The organism is Acidobacteriota bacterium (assembly GCA_034211275.1).
Classification (GTDB): domain Bacteria; phylum Acidobacteriota; class Thermoanaerobaculia; order Multivoradales; family JAHZIX01; genus JAGQSE01.
Genome location: JAXHTF010000026.1, coordinates 15,943 through 31,040, shown reverse-complemented (window position 1 = coordinate 31,040; position 15,098 = coordinate 15,943). Strand labels below are relative to the sequence as shown.

13 protein-coding genes are annotated in these 15,098 nt (G+C 67.0%); 7 read left to right on the top strand and 6 right to left on the bottom strand.

Going from position 1 to position 15,098, the window contains the following annotated elements; genetic code table 11:
• The first annotated feature begins 34 nt into the window (after positions 1-34).
• Entirely contained in the window at positions 35-1,630 is a 1,596-nt protein-coding gene (locus tag SX243_06930; protein ID MDY7092690.1) for a choice-of-anchor Q domain-containing protein, read from the top strand.
• A 41-nt stretch (positions 1,631-1,671) separates the two neighbouring features.
• Here SX243_06930 and SX243_06925 read toward each other — a convergent pair whose 3' ends face one another.
• Together SX243_06925 and SX243_06920 are read right to left on the bottom strand one after the other, a co-directional pair.
• Positions 1,672-2,817, bottom strand: a complete 1,146-nt coding sequence (locus tag SX243_06925; protein MDY7092689.1) for a hypothetical protein — start codon at positions 2,815-2,817, stop codon at positions 1,672-1,674.
• A gap of 68 nt (positions 2,818-2,885) precedes the next feature.
• Positions 2,886-4,481: a M20/M25/M40 family metallo-hydrolase gene (locus SX243_06920; protein MDY7092688.1), complete on the bottom strand. Its 1,596-nt coding sequence runs from the start codon at positions 4,479-4,481 to the stop codon at positions 2,886-2,888.
• 223 nt (positions 4,482-4,704) lie between these two features.
• On the opposite strand from SX243_06920, the gene SX243_06915 reads away from it, so the two are divergent.
• Complete coding sequence (locus SX243_06915) at positions 4,705-5,268, top strand: DinB family protein (GenBank protein MDY7092687.1); 564 nt, start codon at positions 4,705-4,707, stop codon at positions 5,266-5,268.
• A gap of 8 nt (positions 5,269-5,276) precedes the next feature.
• Here the strand turns inward: SX243_06915 and SX243_06910 are convergent, their stop codons facing one another.
• Positions 5,277-8,237 (bottom strand): penicillin acylase family protein, encoded by a 2,961-nt coding sequence (locus SX243_06910; GenBank protein ID MDY7092686.1) that lies wholly within the window; start codon positions 8,235-8,237, stop codon positions 5,277-5,279.
• A gap of 273 nt (positions 8,238-8,510) precedes the next feature.
• Between SX243_06910 and mscL the strand changes: the two genes are divergently transcribed.
• Positions 8,511-9,032, top strand: coding sequence for a large conductance mechanosensitive channel protein MscL (gene mscL / locus SX243_06905; protein MDY7092685.1), 522 nt, complete (start codon positions 8,511-8,513; stop codon positions 9,030-9,032).
• 21 nt (positions 9,033-9,053) lie between these two features.
• Here the strand turns inward: mscL and SX243_06900 are convergent, their stop codons facing one another.
• On the bottom strand, positions 9,054-9,227 hold the full coding sequence (locus SX243_06900) for a hypothetical protein (GenBank protein ID MDY7092684.1): 174 nt from the start codon (positions 9,225-9,227) through the stop codon (positions 9,054-9,056).
• A 185-nt stretch (positions 9,228-9,412) separates the two neighbouring features.
• The gene (locus tag SX243_06895; GenBank protein ID MDY7092683.1) at positions 9,413-10,942 is read right to left on the bottom strand and encodes a carboxylesterase/lipase family protein; all 1,530 of its coding nucleotides are present in this window, start codon (positions 10,940-10,942) and stop codon (positions 9,413-9,415) included.
• A gap of 206 nt (positions 10,943-11,148) precedes the next feature.
• On the opposite strand from SX243_06895, the gene msrB reads away from it, so the two are divergent.
• From msrB to SX243_06880, 3 genes are all read left to right on the top strand, one after another.
• Complete coding sequence (msrB, locus tag SX243_06890; protein ID MDY7092682.1) at positions 11,149-11,850, top strand: peptide-methionine (R)-S-oxide reductase MsrB; 702 nt, start codon at positions 11,149-11,151, stop codon at positions 11,848-11,850.
• 129 nt (positions 11,851-11,979) lie between these two features.
• Positions 11,980-12,645: a hypothetical protein gene (locus SX243_06885; protein MDY7092681.1), complete on the top strand. Its 666-nt coding sequence runs from the start codon at positions 11,980-11,982 to the stop codon at positions 12,643-12,645.
• Positions 12,646-12,729: 84 nt separating this feature from the next.
• Entirely contained in the window at positions 12,730-13,173 is a 444-nt protein-coding gene (locus SX243_06880; protein MDY7092680.1) for an NFACT RNA binding domain-containing protein, read from the top strand.
• 21 nt (positions 13,174-13,194) lie between these two features.
• On the opposite strand, the gene SX243_06875 is transcribed toward SX243_06880, so the two are convergent.
• Entirely contained in the window at positions 13,195-13,710 is a 516-nt protein-coding gene (locus tag SX243_06875) for a DUF2147 domain-containing protein (protein ID MDY7092679.1), read from the bottom strand.
• Positions 13,711-13,945: 235 nt separating this feature from the next.
• Between SX243_06875 and SX243_06870 the strand changes: the two genes are divergently transcribed.
• Entirely contained in the window at positions 13,946-14,893 is a 948-nt protein-coding gene (locus SX243_06870; GenBank protein MDY7092678.1) for a transposase, read from the top strand.
• Positions 14,894-15,098 lie beyond the last annotated feature (205 nt).

Genomic DNA, 15,098 nt, shown 5'->3' with positions numbered 1-15,098 from the left:
CCGGCTGCAACCCGAGCGTAGAAGGAGGCTAGGGATGAAAGTCTGGAAGTCGGTAATCCTGGGAGCCGCGCTGTCTTTGGGCGCGTCGCTGGCGCTGCCGGTGGAGGCTGCGGACGTATTTGTCGACACCACCGTGGACGAGCAGGACTTCAGCTGCACCAACGGTGATTGTTCGCTGCGGGACGCGTTGTTCACCGCGCTGGCGGGGGATCGCATCGTGATTCCGGCGGGTACCTACACCCTGACCCTGGGCACGGCGCTGCAGCTGGGGCAGGATCAGATTCTCGAGGGGGCGGATGCCGCCACCACCATCATCGAGGCGGACACCACCGCCGGCACCGCCAGCGACCGGGTGCTGCTGGTCTCCGCCGGCACCGCTACCCTGCGCCACCTGACCTTGCGCCACGGCGCCGGGCAGGACGTCGGCGGCGGCATTCTCAATAGCGCGGTGTTGAATGTGGAGAATTGCGTCATCGCTGACCACCAGGCCAACAACCTGGGCGGCGGCATCTTCAGCACCGGCACCCTGAACCTTACCGACAGCTCGGTGACCGGCAACATCGCCGGCGGCAACAACTCGCAGAACGGTGGCGGGGGAATCTACGCCAGCGGCGATCTGCTCTCCCTGATCAATACGCCGGTGTCCGGCAATATGGCCCTGCGCGGGGACGATCCGAAGGCTCCCGGCACCGGCGACGGCGGCGGCGTGTACCTGAACGCCGTTCCCGCCACTCTCACCGCCAGCCCGATCACCGGCAACTTCGCCGACGATGCCGGCGGCGGCGTGTACATCAGTGGCGGCACCGTGGGCTTCTCCACCCAGACCGTCTCCGGCAACACCGCGGGCACCGACGGTGGCGGCATCTTCATGTTCTCCGGCGCGGCGGTGGTGCTCAACGCCTCGACCTTGTCGGGCAATCAGGCCGGGAGCGACGGCGGCGGTCTGACCAACGAGGGCGGGCAGGTGGATCTGACCAACTCCACGGTTTCCGGTAACTCCGCCAACGGCGACGGCGGCGGCATCTACAATCTGGATTTTGTGCGTCTGTTCAACGTCACCGTCACCGCCAACGTCGCCGACGCCGACATGGACGACAACGGCGTCGCCGGCGGCATCCACGGCTCGCCCTTCGGCGGCGACCAGACGGAGCTGGGCAATTCGGTGCTGGCGGGCAATACCAATCCCTGCCCCACCTGCACCGCGAGCCCCGACTGCCGGACGCCGGTGGCCGCTTTCACCTCCCGGGGCTACAACGTGGTGGGGGACCGCACTCAATGCAGCGGCTTCGTCGACGGAGTCGCCGGCGACCAGGTGGGGGACAATGCCGCGCCCCTGGATCCGTTGCTGGCGGCGCTGGCGGACAACGGCGGTAGCACCCAGACCCATCTGCCGATGATGGGCAGCCCGGTGCTCGACCTGGGCGACCCCATGGGCTGCGAGGATCCCGACGGGGCGACGCTGACCACGGATCAGCGGGGCTTCGTCCGGCCGGTGGACGCCGACGGAGATCTGATGGCGGTGTGCGACATTGGCTCGGTGGAGGTCGGCGGAGTGCCCCTCGACCCAATCTTCATCGACGGTTTCGAGACCGGGGACACCAACCGCTGGAGTCGGGTGGTGATGCCCTGAGGGAGCTCGACCTAGGACGCTACCGGACTGAAAGCGGAGGATCAGTCCTGCTGTGCCGAGTCGCTCTCCGACCCTTCTAGCTCCGGGGTGCCGTTGCTTGAAGGCTTGGGGTCGGAGCTCGGCGTGTGGAAGAGCAGAGCCCGGCGTTTGCTGATGCCCTCCCGCCACAGGGGAACGAAGGCGGAGAGATCCTGCAGTGGCTGATTCAGACGATCCAGGTTCTCCGCCAGCCGTAGGCTTACGGTGCGGGCGAAGAGCTCCTGATCCCGGCGGTTCTGGGACTGCTCCTGCCACGAATCGCCGACCTCGTCGGCCATCTTGTCGAGGGTGTCTCGGCCGACCTCGTAGAGGGTCTGGAGGAGCTGGCATTGGGCCGGAATGTCGGAAGCGTAGCGGTCGACGACCTCGAGCTCTTCGAAGCGCACGCCCTGAAGGGTGAGGATCTGCTTCAGCCTGGGAGTGAGCACCGAGAGGAGCTCGTCCAGGAAAGGGGCGGTGTCGGACCAATCGTGGGGCTCGGGAAAGGCGCCGCCCTCCCGCAGCAGCGCCGCCAAGCCTCCGAGCTTGCGTTTGCGGGGATTCTCCAGACCTTGGACGTAGCTCTCCAGCCCGGCCACCGAGCGGTACAACCACTCCGCCTCTTCCATGTCCCGATGGAAGCGTCGGGAGAGGAAGTAGTCGGCGTCGTAGCGGCTGCGGGGATCGTTGGTCATGATGTCCCCGAAGGCGTCCTGGAGGAAGGCGTAGATCTTTCCGATGGCGGTGCACAAGCTCTTGCGCAGCTCCAGTAGCCCTTCCGGCGGCAGGTTCGAAGGGAATTGCTGCAGCGGCTGCAAGGTCTGTTTGAGCAAGATCTCGGCGGCGGTCTCGGCCCGCTGCCGCGCCTGTTCCAGACCGTGCACCTTGGACTCCGCCCGCAGCAGCGGAATGAGCTCCTTCTCGATGCCCTCGCTCACCCGCTGCACCTTGGCCCAGATCTCGTCAAGCCGCTCCGGCGAGCAGTGAAGGATGGCGAAATTGCTGTCGAGGACGCTCTCCAGCAGCTGAATGCAGCCCAGGAAGGCTCGGATCCGGGGATTCTGCCAGCGCGTCTTCTCCAGCGACCACTGATCGATGGTGACCCCCCGGGGCAGCAGCACGAGCTGCTCTCCGATGCGGATGGCGTGGCGAGAGCGTGGGGTTTGCATAGGGTCTGGCGGGGGTCTTCGCGAGGAACTAGCCGAGACCGGCAGGTCAGCCGACGACGGCTAGTTGATTATGGCATGGTAATTAACGTAGCCATGATATCAATGCCTAGCCATAAATTGGCGAGGCGCAGATTCTCGTCGGGACCGTGCTGGTTGTTGTCGTGGTTGGCGATGGGCAGCACCACCAGCGGTGTCTCCAGGTGCTGGACGAAGACATAGAGCGGTAGAGAGCCACCGAGGGTGGGAACCAAGAGGGGCTCCTGACCGGCGGCGTAGGTCATGGCCGTCGCCACCGGCCGTACCTGGGGCTCGTCCAGGGGGGTGCGGGTGGCGGGGTAGCCGATTCGGCGCACCATGCGCACCAGCCGAGGGTGGGCTCGGCGGGTGGCGCCGTCCGGCTCGTCTGCCACCACGTGGTAGCCGAGACCTTCCAGATGGGCCTGAACCCGGTCGAGCATCGCCACCGGATCGTTGCCTTTGGCCAGCCGGATATCCAGGGAGGCGGTGGCCTCGGTGGGGATGACGTTGCGGGCGGCGTCACCGATGGCGCCGCTGACCATTCCTCGGACGTTGAGGGAGGGGATGAGCAGGCGATCCAGCAGCGGCGCGTTGTCCGCCTCGGTGGCTGCCAGATCGAGCTCCCGGCGCAGCTCTTCGTCGTAGACCGGCAGCCGGTCCAGGGCCGCGCGCTCGGCGGCACCGGGAGGGATGGTGGAGTCGTAGAAGCCATCGATCAGCACCCGGCCCTGATCATTCTTCAGGCTTGCCAGCAATTGAGCCAGCTCCTGGGCTGGATTGGGAGCCCAATTGCCGTAGTGACCGCTGTGCAGGTAGCGGTTGGCGCCGTAGACGGTGAGGTCGAAGCCGGTGTAGCCGCGCACGCCGAAGACCAGCTGGGGAGCGCCGCTCTGATGGGACGGTCCGTCGCAGATCAGCCATAGGTCGGCGTCGAGGAGCTCTCGATAGCGGGTGATGAACTGCTCGAGGTGCGGCGAGCCCACTTCCTCCTCCCCCTCGAAGAAGAATTTGAGGTTCACCGTCGGTTCGATGTCGGCGGCCTCGAGGGCATCCAGGGCCCCGAAGAGGGCCGCCAAGGGCGCTTTGTCGTCGCCGGCGGAGCGGGCATAGAGGCGCCATTCCGGATCCACGGGTGCGCCATCTTCGGGGAAGGGAATGGCTTCGCCGCCGGTTTCCAGGGCGGCGCTCATCAGGGTCGGCTGCCACGGCGGCACGGTCCAGCGGGCCTCGTCCACCGGCTGGCCGTCGTAGTGCACGTAGAACGCCAGGGTGCGCTGGGCGCCCGGAATATTGCGCTCGCCGAAGACCACCGGCGGTGCGCCTTCGACCTCCAACAGCCGTGCGCTGACTTCCCGGGCCGTGAGCTCGTCGCGAATGCGCTGGGCGTTGCGGCGGATATTCTCATCGTCCCGGGCGACGTTGGGGATGGCCAGCAGGGAGGCGAAGTCCCGGAGGATGGCGGGGCCGTGGGCCTGGCGATACTCCCGGGCGGCGGCCAGGGCCTGCTGCTGCAGCGGGCTCGGTGCCTCGGAGCGAGGCGCGGTGTCATCCGCTTGGACGGATGCGGAGAGCAGCAGGCAGAGCCCCAGAGCGACGACGCGGGGGCGCAGATGGAAATCACCAGTGGTGTAGCGGAATGAGAACATGACAACCTCCCGAGACTAGCTATGGAGCCGACGGATAATCCGGACCGGCTGGTAGGGTCCCCATTGGAATCTGCTCAGGTCTCGCCGCTCCGGCTCTTGCCCGCGGGGGGCGGCTCGGAGTCTTCGCAAGATTCCAACGGGGACCCTACCAGCTAGCCTTAAGGCTTGACGATCGCCGCTTGCCACCAGCAACTCGTGATTTGAGAAGTAGGAGAAACCAGCAATGGGCATTGAATCCGCCTCCACCCTATCTTCAGACCTGTCCGCCGAGGCTTTCCACCAGCGCCCGGCGCCGGAGGAGTGTGCTCCGTTCTACCACGGCTACATCGGCCGGGTGCCCGACGGGGACGTGCGGCGGACTCTGGAGCGTCTCGGCGAGGAGCTGGCGACGCTCCTGGAGAACCTGGGCGAGGAGCGGGCGGGCGATCGCTACGCTCCGGGCAAGTGGACGGTGGCCCAGGTGGTGGGCCACGTCAACGACACCGAGCGCGTGTTCAGCCACCGCATTGTGTGGTTCGCCCGCCGCGACCCGGCGCCGCTGCCGGGCATCGACCAGGACCCGTGGGTGGAGGCGGGGGAGTTCGAGGGACGGTCCCTGGCGGCCCTGGTGGCCGAGCTGCGGGCCATCCGGGCCTCCACCCGGGCGCTGGTGCAGAGCCTGACCCCGCAGATGCTGGAGCGCCGCGGCGTCGCCAGCGACGCTCCGTGCACCGTGCGGGCCCTGGTGTGGATCCTCGCCGGCCATGCGGAGCACCACCGGCGGATCGTCGAGGAACGCTACCTCTAGCTCTGGGGCTAGGGAGCGGGCCGCAGCACCATCTGATCCAGCCGATCCTGCTGCACCGCCTGGGGCCGCAGCACCAGGGGCCGATAGCTGTTGGTCAGCCAGAGCATCAGGAGGTTGGATTGGAAGGGACTGCCGGGGAGGGCGCTGGCACCGCCGGGGATGGTCTCCCAGGCGTCCAGCCCGCCGCCGGTGAAGGTACCCACGAAGCGCCGCGCCGGGCCGCTGCCGAACATGAATTCGTTGACCCCGTCGGCGCGAGCGCTGTGGGCGGAGGCGTCGACGGTCTGGAAGCCGCCGGCACGGGCGACGCCGGGTAGCCCCGGCGCCAGGTCTTGGAGGCCGCCGCCGGAGGGCATGCTGAAGGGGCTCCCCAGATCGTTGTCGAAGACGATGCGGTGGAGGTAACCCCAGCGGTAGTCGTCCTGGTCCGTGGAGCCGCCGAAGGCCGGTGCGAAATCATCGCTGGCGAGCAGATCCAGGGCCGACCGTAGACTCTCCAGGATCGCCAGATCCCGGGCGTTCTCCGGGGTCGGAGCGGCGGCGGTGGGCGGGAAGAAGGGGATGCCGGAGGCGCCCACTCCTTGGTTGTCGTCGAACTCCAGCAGGAGGTGACCGAGGACCATCAGGGCCTGTCGGCTCCCCGGACCCACCGAGTCCAGCCCCACCGCGGCGAGGGTGTCGTCCACCACCCGGCGCACCGCCTGGCCGCGCCAGGTGCTGTAGAGGGTGGCGGCGACGCTGTGGGCGACCTCGTCGGCGCCGGGGGCGGTGAGGGCGGTGGCATCGTCACCGGGGTCGTAACCCTCGGTGATGCCGGTGGGGGTGGTGAAGTCCCAAGCCTCCAGCCGGCTCACCGCCTCCGCCACCTCGGCGTCCGCCGCCAAGGCCGCCAGGGCCGCCGGAGCACCGGCGGCGGAGGCGTTGTCGAAGGCGTCGAGGATGAAGGGAGTGAGGAGCTGGGCATCCAGCAACTGGTTGTCCGCCTGCATGCGCTGCAGGTCCTCCAGGCTCACCGGTCCCGTCGCCAGGGCTTCGTCCACCATCTGCTGGATGCGGCCGGCGCGCAGGCTGGCGTAGCCGGCGTTGAGGTAGTAGAGGCCGCCGCCGGGGCGCAGCTGATTGAGGGGATTGTTGTCGAAGGTGGTGCCCACCGGATCGTTGTTGCCGGAGATCAAGAAGCCGATGGCGGGGTTGACGCTCTGGGGCATCTCGTCAAAGGGCAGGATCTGGTAGGGCAGCGCCCGCCGCGGGTCGGAGTCCCCGGCGCGCAGCCATTCGTGGTTGAACTGGTGGCTGCCGTCGCGGATGAGGAAGGGTGGGATGCCGCCGTCGGGAGCATTGAGCTCCTGCAGATCCTCCCGCAGGGGCATCTCGGCGCTGGTGAAGTAGGCGATGGTGCCGCTACGGTCGATGACGGACCAATTCTGGGAGCCGACGTCGAAGGATTGCAGGGCGTCGACGAAGTCGTCGACGTTCTTCGCCCGCAGCCAGCGGCGGAAGGCCTCGACCTCGAAGGTGGCGCCCCAGCCGGTGTATTGGACGCTGAGGGCCACGGCGTTGGCCGGGTCGGTGAAGTCGAAGTTGACGATGGGGCCGTTGTTGCGCCGCGGCACGACGAAGGTGATGCCGCCCTCCGCCGGCCCCACCGGCACGGGCGCTACGTCGTCGCCGACGCCGTTGCCCGGAGTGTTGGCCCGGTAGACCTGGGGAATCAACACCAGCGGCTCGGGCTGGCCGTCGAAGAGGGTGGCCACCGGTAGCCCGGTGGTGGGATCGAGGACCAGGATCTCCTGATAGACGTCGGTGACGTCCATGGGATTGGTGGTGGAGCCCCAGCAGATGTCCATATTGCAGCCCTGGGCCAGGGCCGGTACGCCGGGGAAGCTGATGCCGCTGGCGTTGAGCACCCGGAAGCGCTGGGGATCGAAGACCAGCAGGTGGGCTTCATAGAAGGTCGCCGGGCTGTCCAGGGCCAAGTGGGGGTCGTTGGCCATCATGGAGGTGCCGGTGGTGGTGTGCTCACCGCTGAACATCCACCAATTGCTGCCGCGATCCGCTTCCCGGGCCTCGACGGCGGCGCGCAGCACCGTGTTCTCCCGCGCCTCCTGTAGATAGCTCCGGGCGAGATCGAGAGTTGCCGGGCGGAGATAGCTCTGCAGGTTCTGAGCGGCGGCCTGGGCGGCGCTTCGGGCCGCCGCCGGGGAGCCGGCGTCGAGGCTCGTTGGTTGCACCAACGGAGCCTGTCCCGGCGCCGCGGGGACGGAGGCCACGGCGGCCAGGGGATCGACCCGGAAGACATCCTCGAAGAAGAGAGCGGCGCCGTCGAAGCCGGCGGCGGCGCCGGTGAGGCTGAAGGTCATGAAGCTGACGGTGTTGTCGATATCCGACAGGTCGAAGGAGAGACCGAAGGCGAGGCCCTTGGCGATGACCAGGGAGTCCACCACGGTCCATGGCGGTACTGAGGCCTTGGACAGCTCCAAGGCGCCGTACTCCGGCGGCAGCGGGGCCTGCTGGAGGTAGGCGTTGACGCCGTGGGCATAGGCCTCGATCCAGGCGAGGTCGGAGGCGGAGAGGGCGGCATAGGTGCGCTCCGCCGCGCGCCGCAGACCGAGGGTGCGCAGCTGGATGTCGGAGCCGAGAGCGGCGGATCCCACCAGCTCGGCGTAGGTGCCGCTGAAGATCCGGCGCAGGGAGTCCATCTGGAAGAGGCGATCCCGAGCGTGGAGATAGCCCAGGGCGGCGATGGCGTCGGTGTCCCGGGAGGCGTAGACATGGGGAATGCCGTCGGTGGTACGGACCACCCGCACCGCCGCGTCCAGCTCCGGTACCACTGCGGCCTCGGCGGCACCGGCGGTGCCCAAGGCGAGCAAGAGGAGCAGGCTCAGGCCCAGCAGGCCAGGGCTGCAAGGTAGCCTCGGGAATCGAAGAAGCCGGGGACGGCAGGGCTGCAGGCGGTGGGATCGGGGCATGGACTTCCTCCTATCGGATGGGGGTGGCCGGCGGCCGGACCGAGATCGGGGCAAAGCCGGATCACGGGGTGAAGACAACGGTGTTTGCTGGCCATCATATCGTAGCCGGAGGAAGCCTCGGCGTCTCAGTCCAAGCTCGCGACGATGGGAGCAAGGAGATCCGGGAGTGATAGCAAACGGGCCGGTCTTCGGTAGAATTCTCGCCGCGGAATCGGTCTTCAGCGCCAACCAACAGCTCGATCCGAGGAGCGATCCGAGGAGTGGAGGTCTCTCATGTCTTTCATGGCCGAATTCAAGAAATTCGCTCTGCGTGGCAACATCGCCGACATGGCCATCGGCTTCACCGTCGGAGCCGCCTTCACCACCATCGCCAAGTCGGTGGTCAACGACATCATCATGCCGCCGGTGGGATTGTTGATGGGGCGGGCGGACTTCTCCGACCTCTTCTGGCTGCTCAAGGCGGGGAGCGAAGAGTTACCGCCTTACGCCACCCTCGCCGACGCTCAGGAGGCCGGCGCGGTGACCGTCAACTACGGCATCTTCGTCAACAACGTCATCGCGTTTCTGTTGGTGGCGCTGGTGATGTTCCTGATCATCCGGTCGATCAACCGGCTGGATGAGGAGATGGAGGAGATGTTCGGCCAGGACAAAGCTCCGCCGGAGGAGCCGAGTCACAAGAAGTGCCCCTATTGCCGGATGCAGATTCCCTTCCGGGCCACCCGTTGCCCGCAGTGCACGTCCCAGCTGACAGCGGAAGCCGAGGAGATCCCCGGCGGAGCTGCCACGGGAGCCTGACGAAGGCTTTCCGCCGAGGACCTATTCTTCCTCGTCGTCGCCGTCGCCTTCTTCGCCGTCCTCGTCGGAGAGGGCTTCTTCCAGCTCCTCGTCCTCCATGTCTTCGTCGAACTCGTTCTCCAGCTCGGCGAAGCGGCGCTTGAACTGTCGCTTGCTGCGGCTGACGCTCTTCTGATCCTTGTGACTCTTACCCATGGCTCGTGCTACCGGTAAATCAACGGTTGAGTGGGTCGGTGGTGGCTGTCCTTGGTATCCGTCCCGCCTGTTCGCTGCACCGATGGATCTACCGTCGCCAGCGAAAAGCAAGTCCGGATACGCGTTCGAGAGAAAGCTATTCTAGCGGATCCCGGGGTGCAAGCGTGGGGCGAACAGGCCGGCTCCTAGGGCTGCCCCAGCCACAGCCGCCGCTCGGCCTCCCGGGGGGCGCGCTCGAGCCGGCAGTCTTGGTCGAGGATCATGGTCTTGCGGGCGACGGGTTCCCAGGGAGCCCACGGTCCGACGCTGCTGTGGGAGGGCGAGCCACGGCGGGCGAAGGAGCTCCAGGCGTCCTGGATGGCGTCGCTGAGCCGCCGGGCTTCGCCGCTGGCGAGAAAAAAGGGCAGCAGAGCGGGGTGGGTGTGGGTACCGAAAACCAGCGGTAGGTCAGCACCGTGGCAGGCGCCGAGGGTGGAGGAGAGGGCGGGCACGGGAAAGTCGAGGCGGTAGCAGAAGATCCGTGGCTGATGGGGTGCTTGAGTTTCCAACAACTGCTGAGCCGGGATGCGGAAGACCTCGTCGGTGCGCAAGGCGACATAGAGGCGATAGGGGGAGTCCAACTCCTCCTTGCGCGAGGCTCGGTACACCGCCAGCGCCTCGGCGCCGGTGATCCCTTCGATGCGGTGCTCGCGCAAGATGCGCTCGGCGTGGCGCTCCAGTTGCTGCCAGGTCAGAGTGCGAAGGCTCGGCCGGGCGGGGGTGAAGAAGGCCCATTCGTCGTGGTTGGTCCCAACGATCAGCTCCACTCCGGAAGCCGCGCCGTCGGCGATGGCGTCGAGGGGCGGCCGCGGCAGCAGGTCGTCGCCGACGGTGGGCTGCCAGGGCAGCAAGCCGCGGGCCGGGATGCCCGGAATGGCTTGGGTTTGGGCTTTCAGGAGCTGCTTGGGGGAGAGGTCCTGGAGCACCCGGGGATCGAAGGTCTCGAGCCCCAGGTGGCGGAGGAAGCGGCGCCCGTAACGCGCGCTGTCGTCGCCGGTGGAGATGTGGTGAGCGGCACCGCTCTGGAGGATGGCGCGGTGGAAGAGGCCCTGAGCGGCGGGGGCGGCGAGGAGCGCTCCCACGCTCATGGCGCCGGCGGACTGGCCGAAGACGGTGATGTTGTCCGGATCGCCGCCGAAGCCGGCGATATTCTCCTGCACCCAGCGCAGCGCCGCCAGCTGGTCCCGCAATCCCAGATTGGGAACGAAGCCGGCGTCCCGGGGCGCGCCGAGCTCCCGGGGATCGAGGAAGCCCAGCACTCCCAGGCGATAGTTGAGGGTCACCACCACCACGTCGCCGCGCCGCGCCAGCTCCCGGCCGCGGTAGAGCAGGAAGGTGCCCGAGCCGAAGAGAAAGCCGCCGCCGTGGATCCACACCATCACCGGCCGGCGGGCTGGGGGACCACCGGGGGTCCAGACGTTGAGGTACAGGCAGTCCTCGCTCTGATTCCCCCGCAGCCAGCGCCACAGCTTGCCCAGGACGGGAAGCAGCACCTCTTGTTGATAGGCGATGGGGGCGAAGTCTTTGGCGTCCCGGACACCGCTCCAAGCCGCCGGTGGCTGGGGGGGCTGGAAGCGTAGCTCTCCCACCGGCGGCCGGGCGAAGGGGATGCCTCGGAACGCGGTCACGCCCCGGCTGCGCTGCCCGCGCAGCCGGCCGTAGCGAGTCTCGACGATCAGGACCGCACCTCGGAGCCTGCGGTCGCCGAGACCGGCGATGCGAACACGGATCCGGAATCGGGATAAAGGGTCGATACGCTCATAGCGGTGTGGATTGGGAGAGTATCATCGCCAGCGGCCGGTAGATCCATGCCGTCGGCCCAGCTCGTAGGCTTGAACAGGGCTCTCCCGGCCTCGATCAGAACACTCGGAAGGAGATAGCGATGGAATATGGAGCGAGGAATCAGGAATCGGTGGCCCGCGGCTCGGCCGCTTCCCATGCGGTGCCCTTCGAAGCGGCCGGCCCACCTCGCGGCGCAGCTCGTTCGGGACTTCGGGGCTGGAGGTTCGTGCTGACGGCGTTGGCGGTGCTGGTGGTCTCCACTGGAGCGTGCACGGCGGCTCAGCAGAGCACCGATGCAAAGGAGGCCGATGCCCAGAAGGCCTCGACCCACAAAGCCGGGGAGCCGGCGGTGCCGGGGCTGGACCCGGACCCCGAAGGAACCATCGAGAAGCTGGAGCTGAGCGAAGAAGAGTGGCGCCAGCGGCTGACTCCGGAGCAATTCCACGTCGCCCGAGAGCAGGGGACGGAGCGGGCTTTCACCGGTGATCTGTGGGATTCCAAGGGGGACGGCGTGTATCGTTGCATGGCCTGCGGCCTGACCCTCTTCGACTCCCGCACCAAGTTCAAGTCGGGCACCGGCTGGCCGAGCTTCTGGGAGCCCATCGAGGAATCCCACATCGGGGAAGAGGTGGACACCAGCTACGGCATGCGCCGCACCGAGGTCCATTGCCCGCGCTGCGGCGCCCACCTCGGCCACGTTTTCGCCGACGGTCCGCAGCCCACCGGTCTGCGCTACTGCATCAATTCCGTCTCGCTGATCTTCACTCCCCGGGAGGAGCTGCAGAGCACAGCCGGGGAGTGATGCCGCCGCCGGGGCTCCGAGGTCCGATGGAGGGTCGCAACCTTGCCCCGGGATCGGACGTAGTAGTCCGAGACCGCAGCCCGAAGCCCGTGCTTCGGATCCCTGGCTCTAGACCGGAATCGAGGGCAAATGATGGCGAGGACGCACCGAGAAGACACTCCGAACCGCCGTGGCCGGTGGTTGCGGGGAGTGATCCTGGCGGCAGGGCTGACCATGATTCCGTGGTTCATCCTGCAGGCGCAGCTGCGGCCGACGCCCCATACCGGCGAAGGCCCCTTCTACCCGGTGGACGACTCGCTACCGGCGGACGCGGACCTGACCACGGTGCCGGATTCCCAAGGCGAGCCGGAAGGTCAGCCCTTGGCCATCCAGGGGACGGTGCGCAACACCGACGGGCAGCCCGTTTCCGGCGCGCGGTTGGTGATTTGGCAGACGGACATCCACGGCAAGTACGACCACCCGGCGGAGCAGCGGACGACCGGTAGCGGTGTGCCGCTGCCCAAGGATCCCAACTTCCAATATTGGGGCAAGACCCTCACCGACGCCGACGGACGCTATTCCTTCCGCACCATCGTTCCCGGGAGCTACGGCCGGCGGCCGGCCCACGTCCACTTCCGCATCACCCATCCAGGGTACGAGACGCTGGCTTCGGAGATGCAGTTCCGCGGAGATCCCCAGGCGGCGGACGACTTCGTCACCGGTGAAGAAGAGCGCGAGCGGCTGGCGGTACGGCTGGAGGCACCGGAGGACGGCGGAACCGTCCGGGCGAGCTTTGACATCGTCCTGGCGCGCTAGCACTCCCGGCCTGCTATTCGTCGATCAACGCGAAGGGCCGTCCCGCTGCTGATGGGGGCGGCGGATGACGGGTACAATGGAGCCGTGAGCCCGGCCAAGCGATCCTCCCCTCCACCCCCTCCCGACCCGGAACAGGGAACCTGGCGCGGCCGTTCGGTAGCGCGTCGAGTGGTCTCGCCGGACGGCCTCACCATCCTCGTGGGGCGCACCGCCGCCGACAACGACATCCTGTCTCTCCGCCTGGCCTCGCCACGGGATTTTTGGTTTCACGTAGCTGCGGACTCGGGCTCCCACGTGGTGGTGCGCAACCCGGACAATCTCGATCGGCTGCCGCGGGAGACCCAGCAGATGGCCGCGGGGTTGGCGGCAGGTTATTCCAAAGCACGCCGAGGCGGCCGGGTGCCGGTGCACGTGACCCGCTGCAGCGAGGTCTCCAAGCCTAAGGGGCTACCGCCGGGGAAGGTGCGGCTGGGCCGCTCGTCGACGGTGCAGGTGGCGCCGCTACGGATCGAAGATCTGAGCTCCTGAAGCCGCGCCGGGAGTCCTTCCTCAGTCGTCGGACTTCTGCTCTTTCTCCTCGACGCGGGACCATTCGGTGGTGCGGCCGAGGAGGGAGAAGCCGATATAGCCGCGAACCATCAGGGTGTCGCCGTCGAGCTTCATATAGCTCTTGTAGGTCTTGCCCTTTTCCGGATCGTAGATGGTGCCGCCGCCCCATTCCTGATCACCGGCATCGTAGGTGAAGCCCTCCAACAGCTCGAGGCCGACGATGGGCCGCTCGCGGAGCTTCTTGTCGGGATTCTGACGGTCGGTTTTCTCCTTGCCCTCGAGCTCCGGTCCTTCCTCCGGACCGTAGGTGGGCTTCTTGAGCCAGATGATCTTGCCGGAGTAGGTATCGCCGTCGCGGTAGATCTTGACGTGGGAGTAGCCTTTGTCGGTCTCGGCGGTGCGCCAGACACCGAGGATGGCGTCGGCGTCCTGGGCGAGGGCGGTGCCGGCCCACCCAAGAGTCAACAGGGCAGTGAGAGTCCAAAGGAGGGCAGTTTGGAAGGTCCCGTGTCGCATAGTCGAGGTCTCCTGGCGTCGGTGGGGTGAATCGTCGTGGCGGAGTGCAGGATACCAGGGGCTCGCTCCGGAGGTCGAGAACCAACACTTGGGTCCCCCTTCCTGAGAATCCTTCCGATACAGAACCAACACTTGGGTCCCACCCCCGGAATCTCCAGAAATCTCGCCCTTTTCTCCAAAAAGGTGAGCGATCCCGGCTTCTCTTTCCCTCCTGTAGGGATGGAAAGGAGCCTCGATGAAACAAAGTATTCGATTCGTTCCCCCTGGCGGAGCCTTGGTCCTGGTCACCCACCGGTGCCTCCAAGCCCGCTTCCTGCTCACCCCCAACAGCCAGCTCAATCAGCTGGCCAAAGCCATCGTCGCCCGCGCCGCCAGGAGGGCCGGCGTGGAAGTGGTGGTGGTCCTCATCTTTGGCAACCACGTCCACCTCCTCCTGCGCGTTCCCAACGCCCACGCCATGGCTCAGTTCATGCACTACTTCGCGGGGAATCTGGCCCGGGAAGCCGGCCGCATCCACCGCTGGTCCGGAAAGTTCTGGCATCGCCAGTACTCCTACTCAGTGGTCGCCGACGACGAAGAATCCCAGGTGCAGATCCTGCGCTACTTGCTCTCTCACGGTTGCAAGGAAGATCTGGTCGCTAGCCCTCTCCAATGGCCGGGGCTCCATCCCGCCTCGATGATCTTGGAGGGCCAAGCTCACCGAGGTACCTGGGTCGATCGCACGAGCCTATGCCGCGATCGCCACAACCGCCCGGCATCGCCTCCCAAGGAGGAAGACTACGAGCAAGAGGAGATCCTCCAGCTGGCTCAGCTACCTTGCTGGGCCGGCCTGTCCTGGGAGGAGTACCAGGCTCGGGTTCGGGCTCTGGTGGAGCAGATCGAGGACGAGACCCGGGCCAGGCACCGGAAGCACGGCACCCGCCCTATGGGCAGAAAGAGAGTCCTGCGGCAGAAGCCCCATGCAGCTCCCAGGAGGCCCAAGAAGGGCCCGGCACCGTTGACCATCGCAGCCTCCAAGGCGGTTCAGAAGGCCTTCGAGGAAGCCTACCGACAAGTGGTTGCTGCCTACATGGCTGCTTCGGCAAAGCTCCGGGCTGGGGATCGGCTCGTTCGGTTCCCGGAAGGCACGTTTCCACCGGCCTTGGCCTTCGTGGAGCCATCGGCCTGGGCACAGGCGAGATGATGTTCTGAGTCGGGGCTGGCGACCTTTCGGAACAAGCGAAGTCGGATCAACAGTGCCCGCCGGGCTGCGGGGCTTGGGGAGAGGTGTGCCTTGGATGGGGAGAGGGCAGTGGGCAATGGGTTTACCGGGGCAGATTGAGCGGTTCTGGAGGGCTGGGTCGTTGGTTGGGGGGGCTTGTCTAGGGGATTTGGGGCTGTTGGCAGGT

What these genes read in the sequence shown, in the direction of transcription:
- SX243_06930 (MDY7092690.1), top strand. Translation starts at nt 35, where the DNA reads ATGAAAGTCTGGAAGTCGGTAATCCTGGGAGCCGCGCTGTCTTTGGGC.
- SX243_06925 (MDY7092689.1), bottom strand. Translation starts at nt 2,817, where the DNA reads ATGCAAACCCCACGCTCTCGCCACGCCATCCGCATCGGAGAGCAGCTC.
- SX243_06920 (MDY7092688.1), bottom strand. Translation starts at nt 4,481, where the DNA reads ATGTTCTCATTCCGCTACACCACTGGTGATTTCCATCTGCGCCCCCGC.
- SX243_06915 (MDY7092687.1), top strand. Translation starts at nt 4,705, where the DNA reads ATGGGCATTGAATCCGCCTCCACCCTATCTTCAGACCTGTCCGCCGAG.
- SX243_06910 (MDY7092686.1), bottom strand. Translation starts at nt 8,237, where the DNA reads ATGCCCCGATCCCACCGCCTGCAGCCCTGCCGTCCCCGGCTTCTTCGA.
- mscL (MDY7092685.1), top strand. Translation starts at nt 8,511, where the DNA reads ATGTCTTTCATGGCCGAATTCAAGAAATTCGCTCTGCGTGGCAACATC.
- SX243_06900 (MDY7092684.1), bottom strand. Translation starts at nt 9,227, where the DNA reads ATGGGTAAGAGTCACAAGGATCAGAAGAGCGTCAGCCGCAGCAAGCGA.
- msrB (MDY7092682.1), top strand. Translation starts at nt 11,149, where the DNA reads ATGGAATATGGAGCGAGGAATCAGGAATCGGTGGCCCGCGGCTCGGCC.
- SX243_06885 (MDY7092681.1), top strand. Translation starts at nt 11,980, where the DNA reads ATGATGGCGAGGACGCACCGAGAAGACACTCCGAACCGCCGTGGCCGG.
- SX243_06875 (MDY7092679.1), bottom strand. Translation starts at nt 13,710, where the DNA reads ATGCGACACGGGACCTTCCAAACTGCCCTCCTTTGGACTCTCACTGCC.
- SX243_06870 (MDY7092678.1), top strand. Translation starts at nt 13,946, where the DNA reads ATGAAACAAAGTATTCGATTCGTTCCCCCTGGCGGAGCCTTGGTCCTG.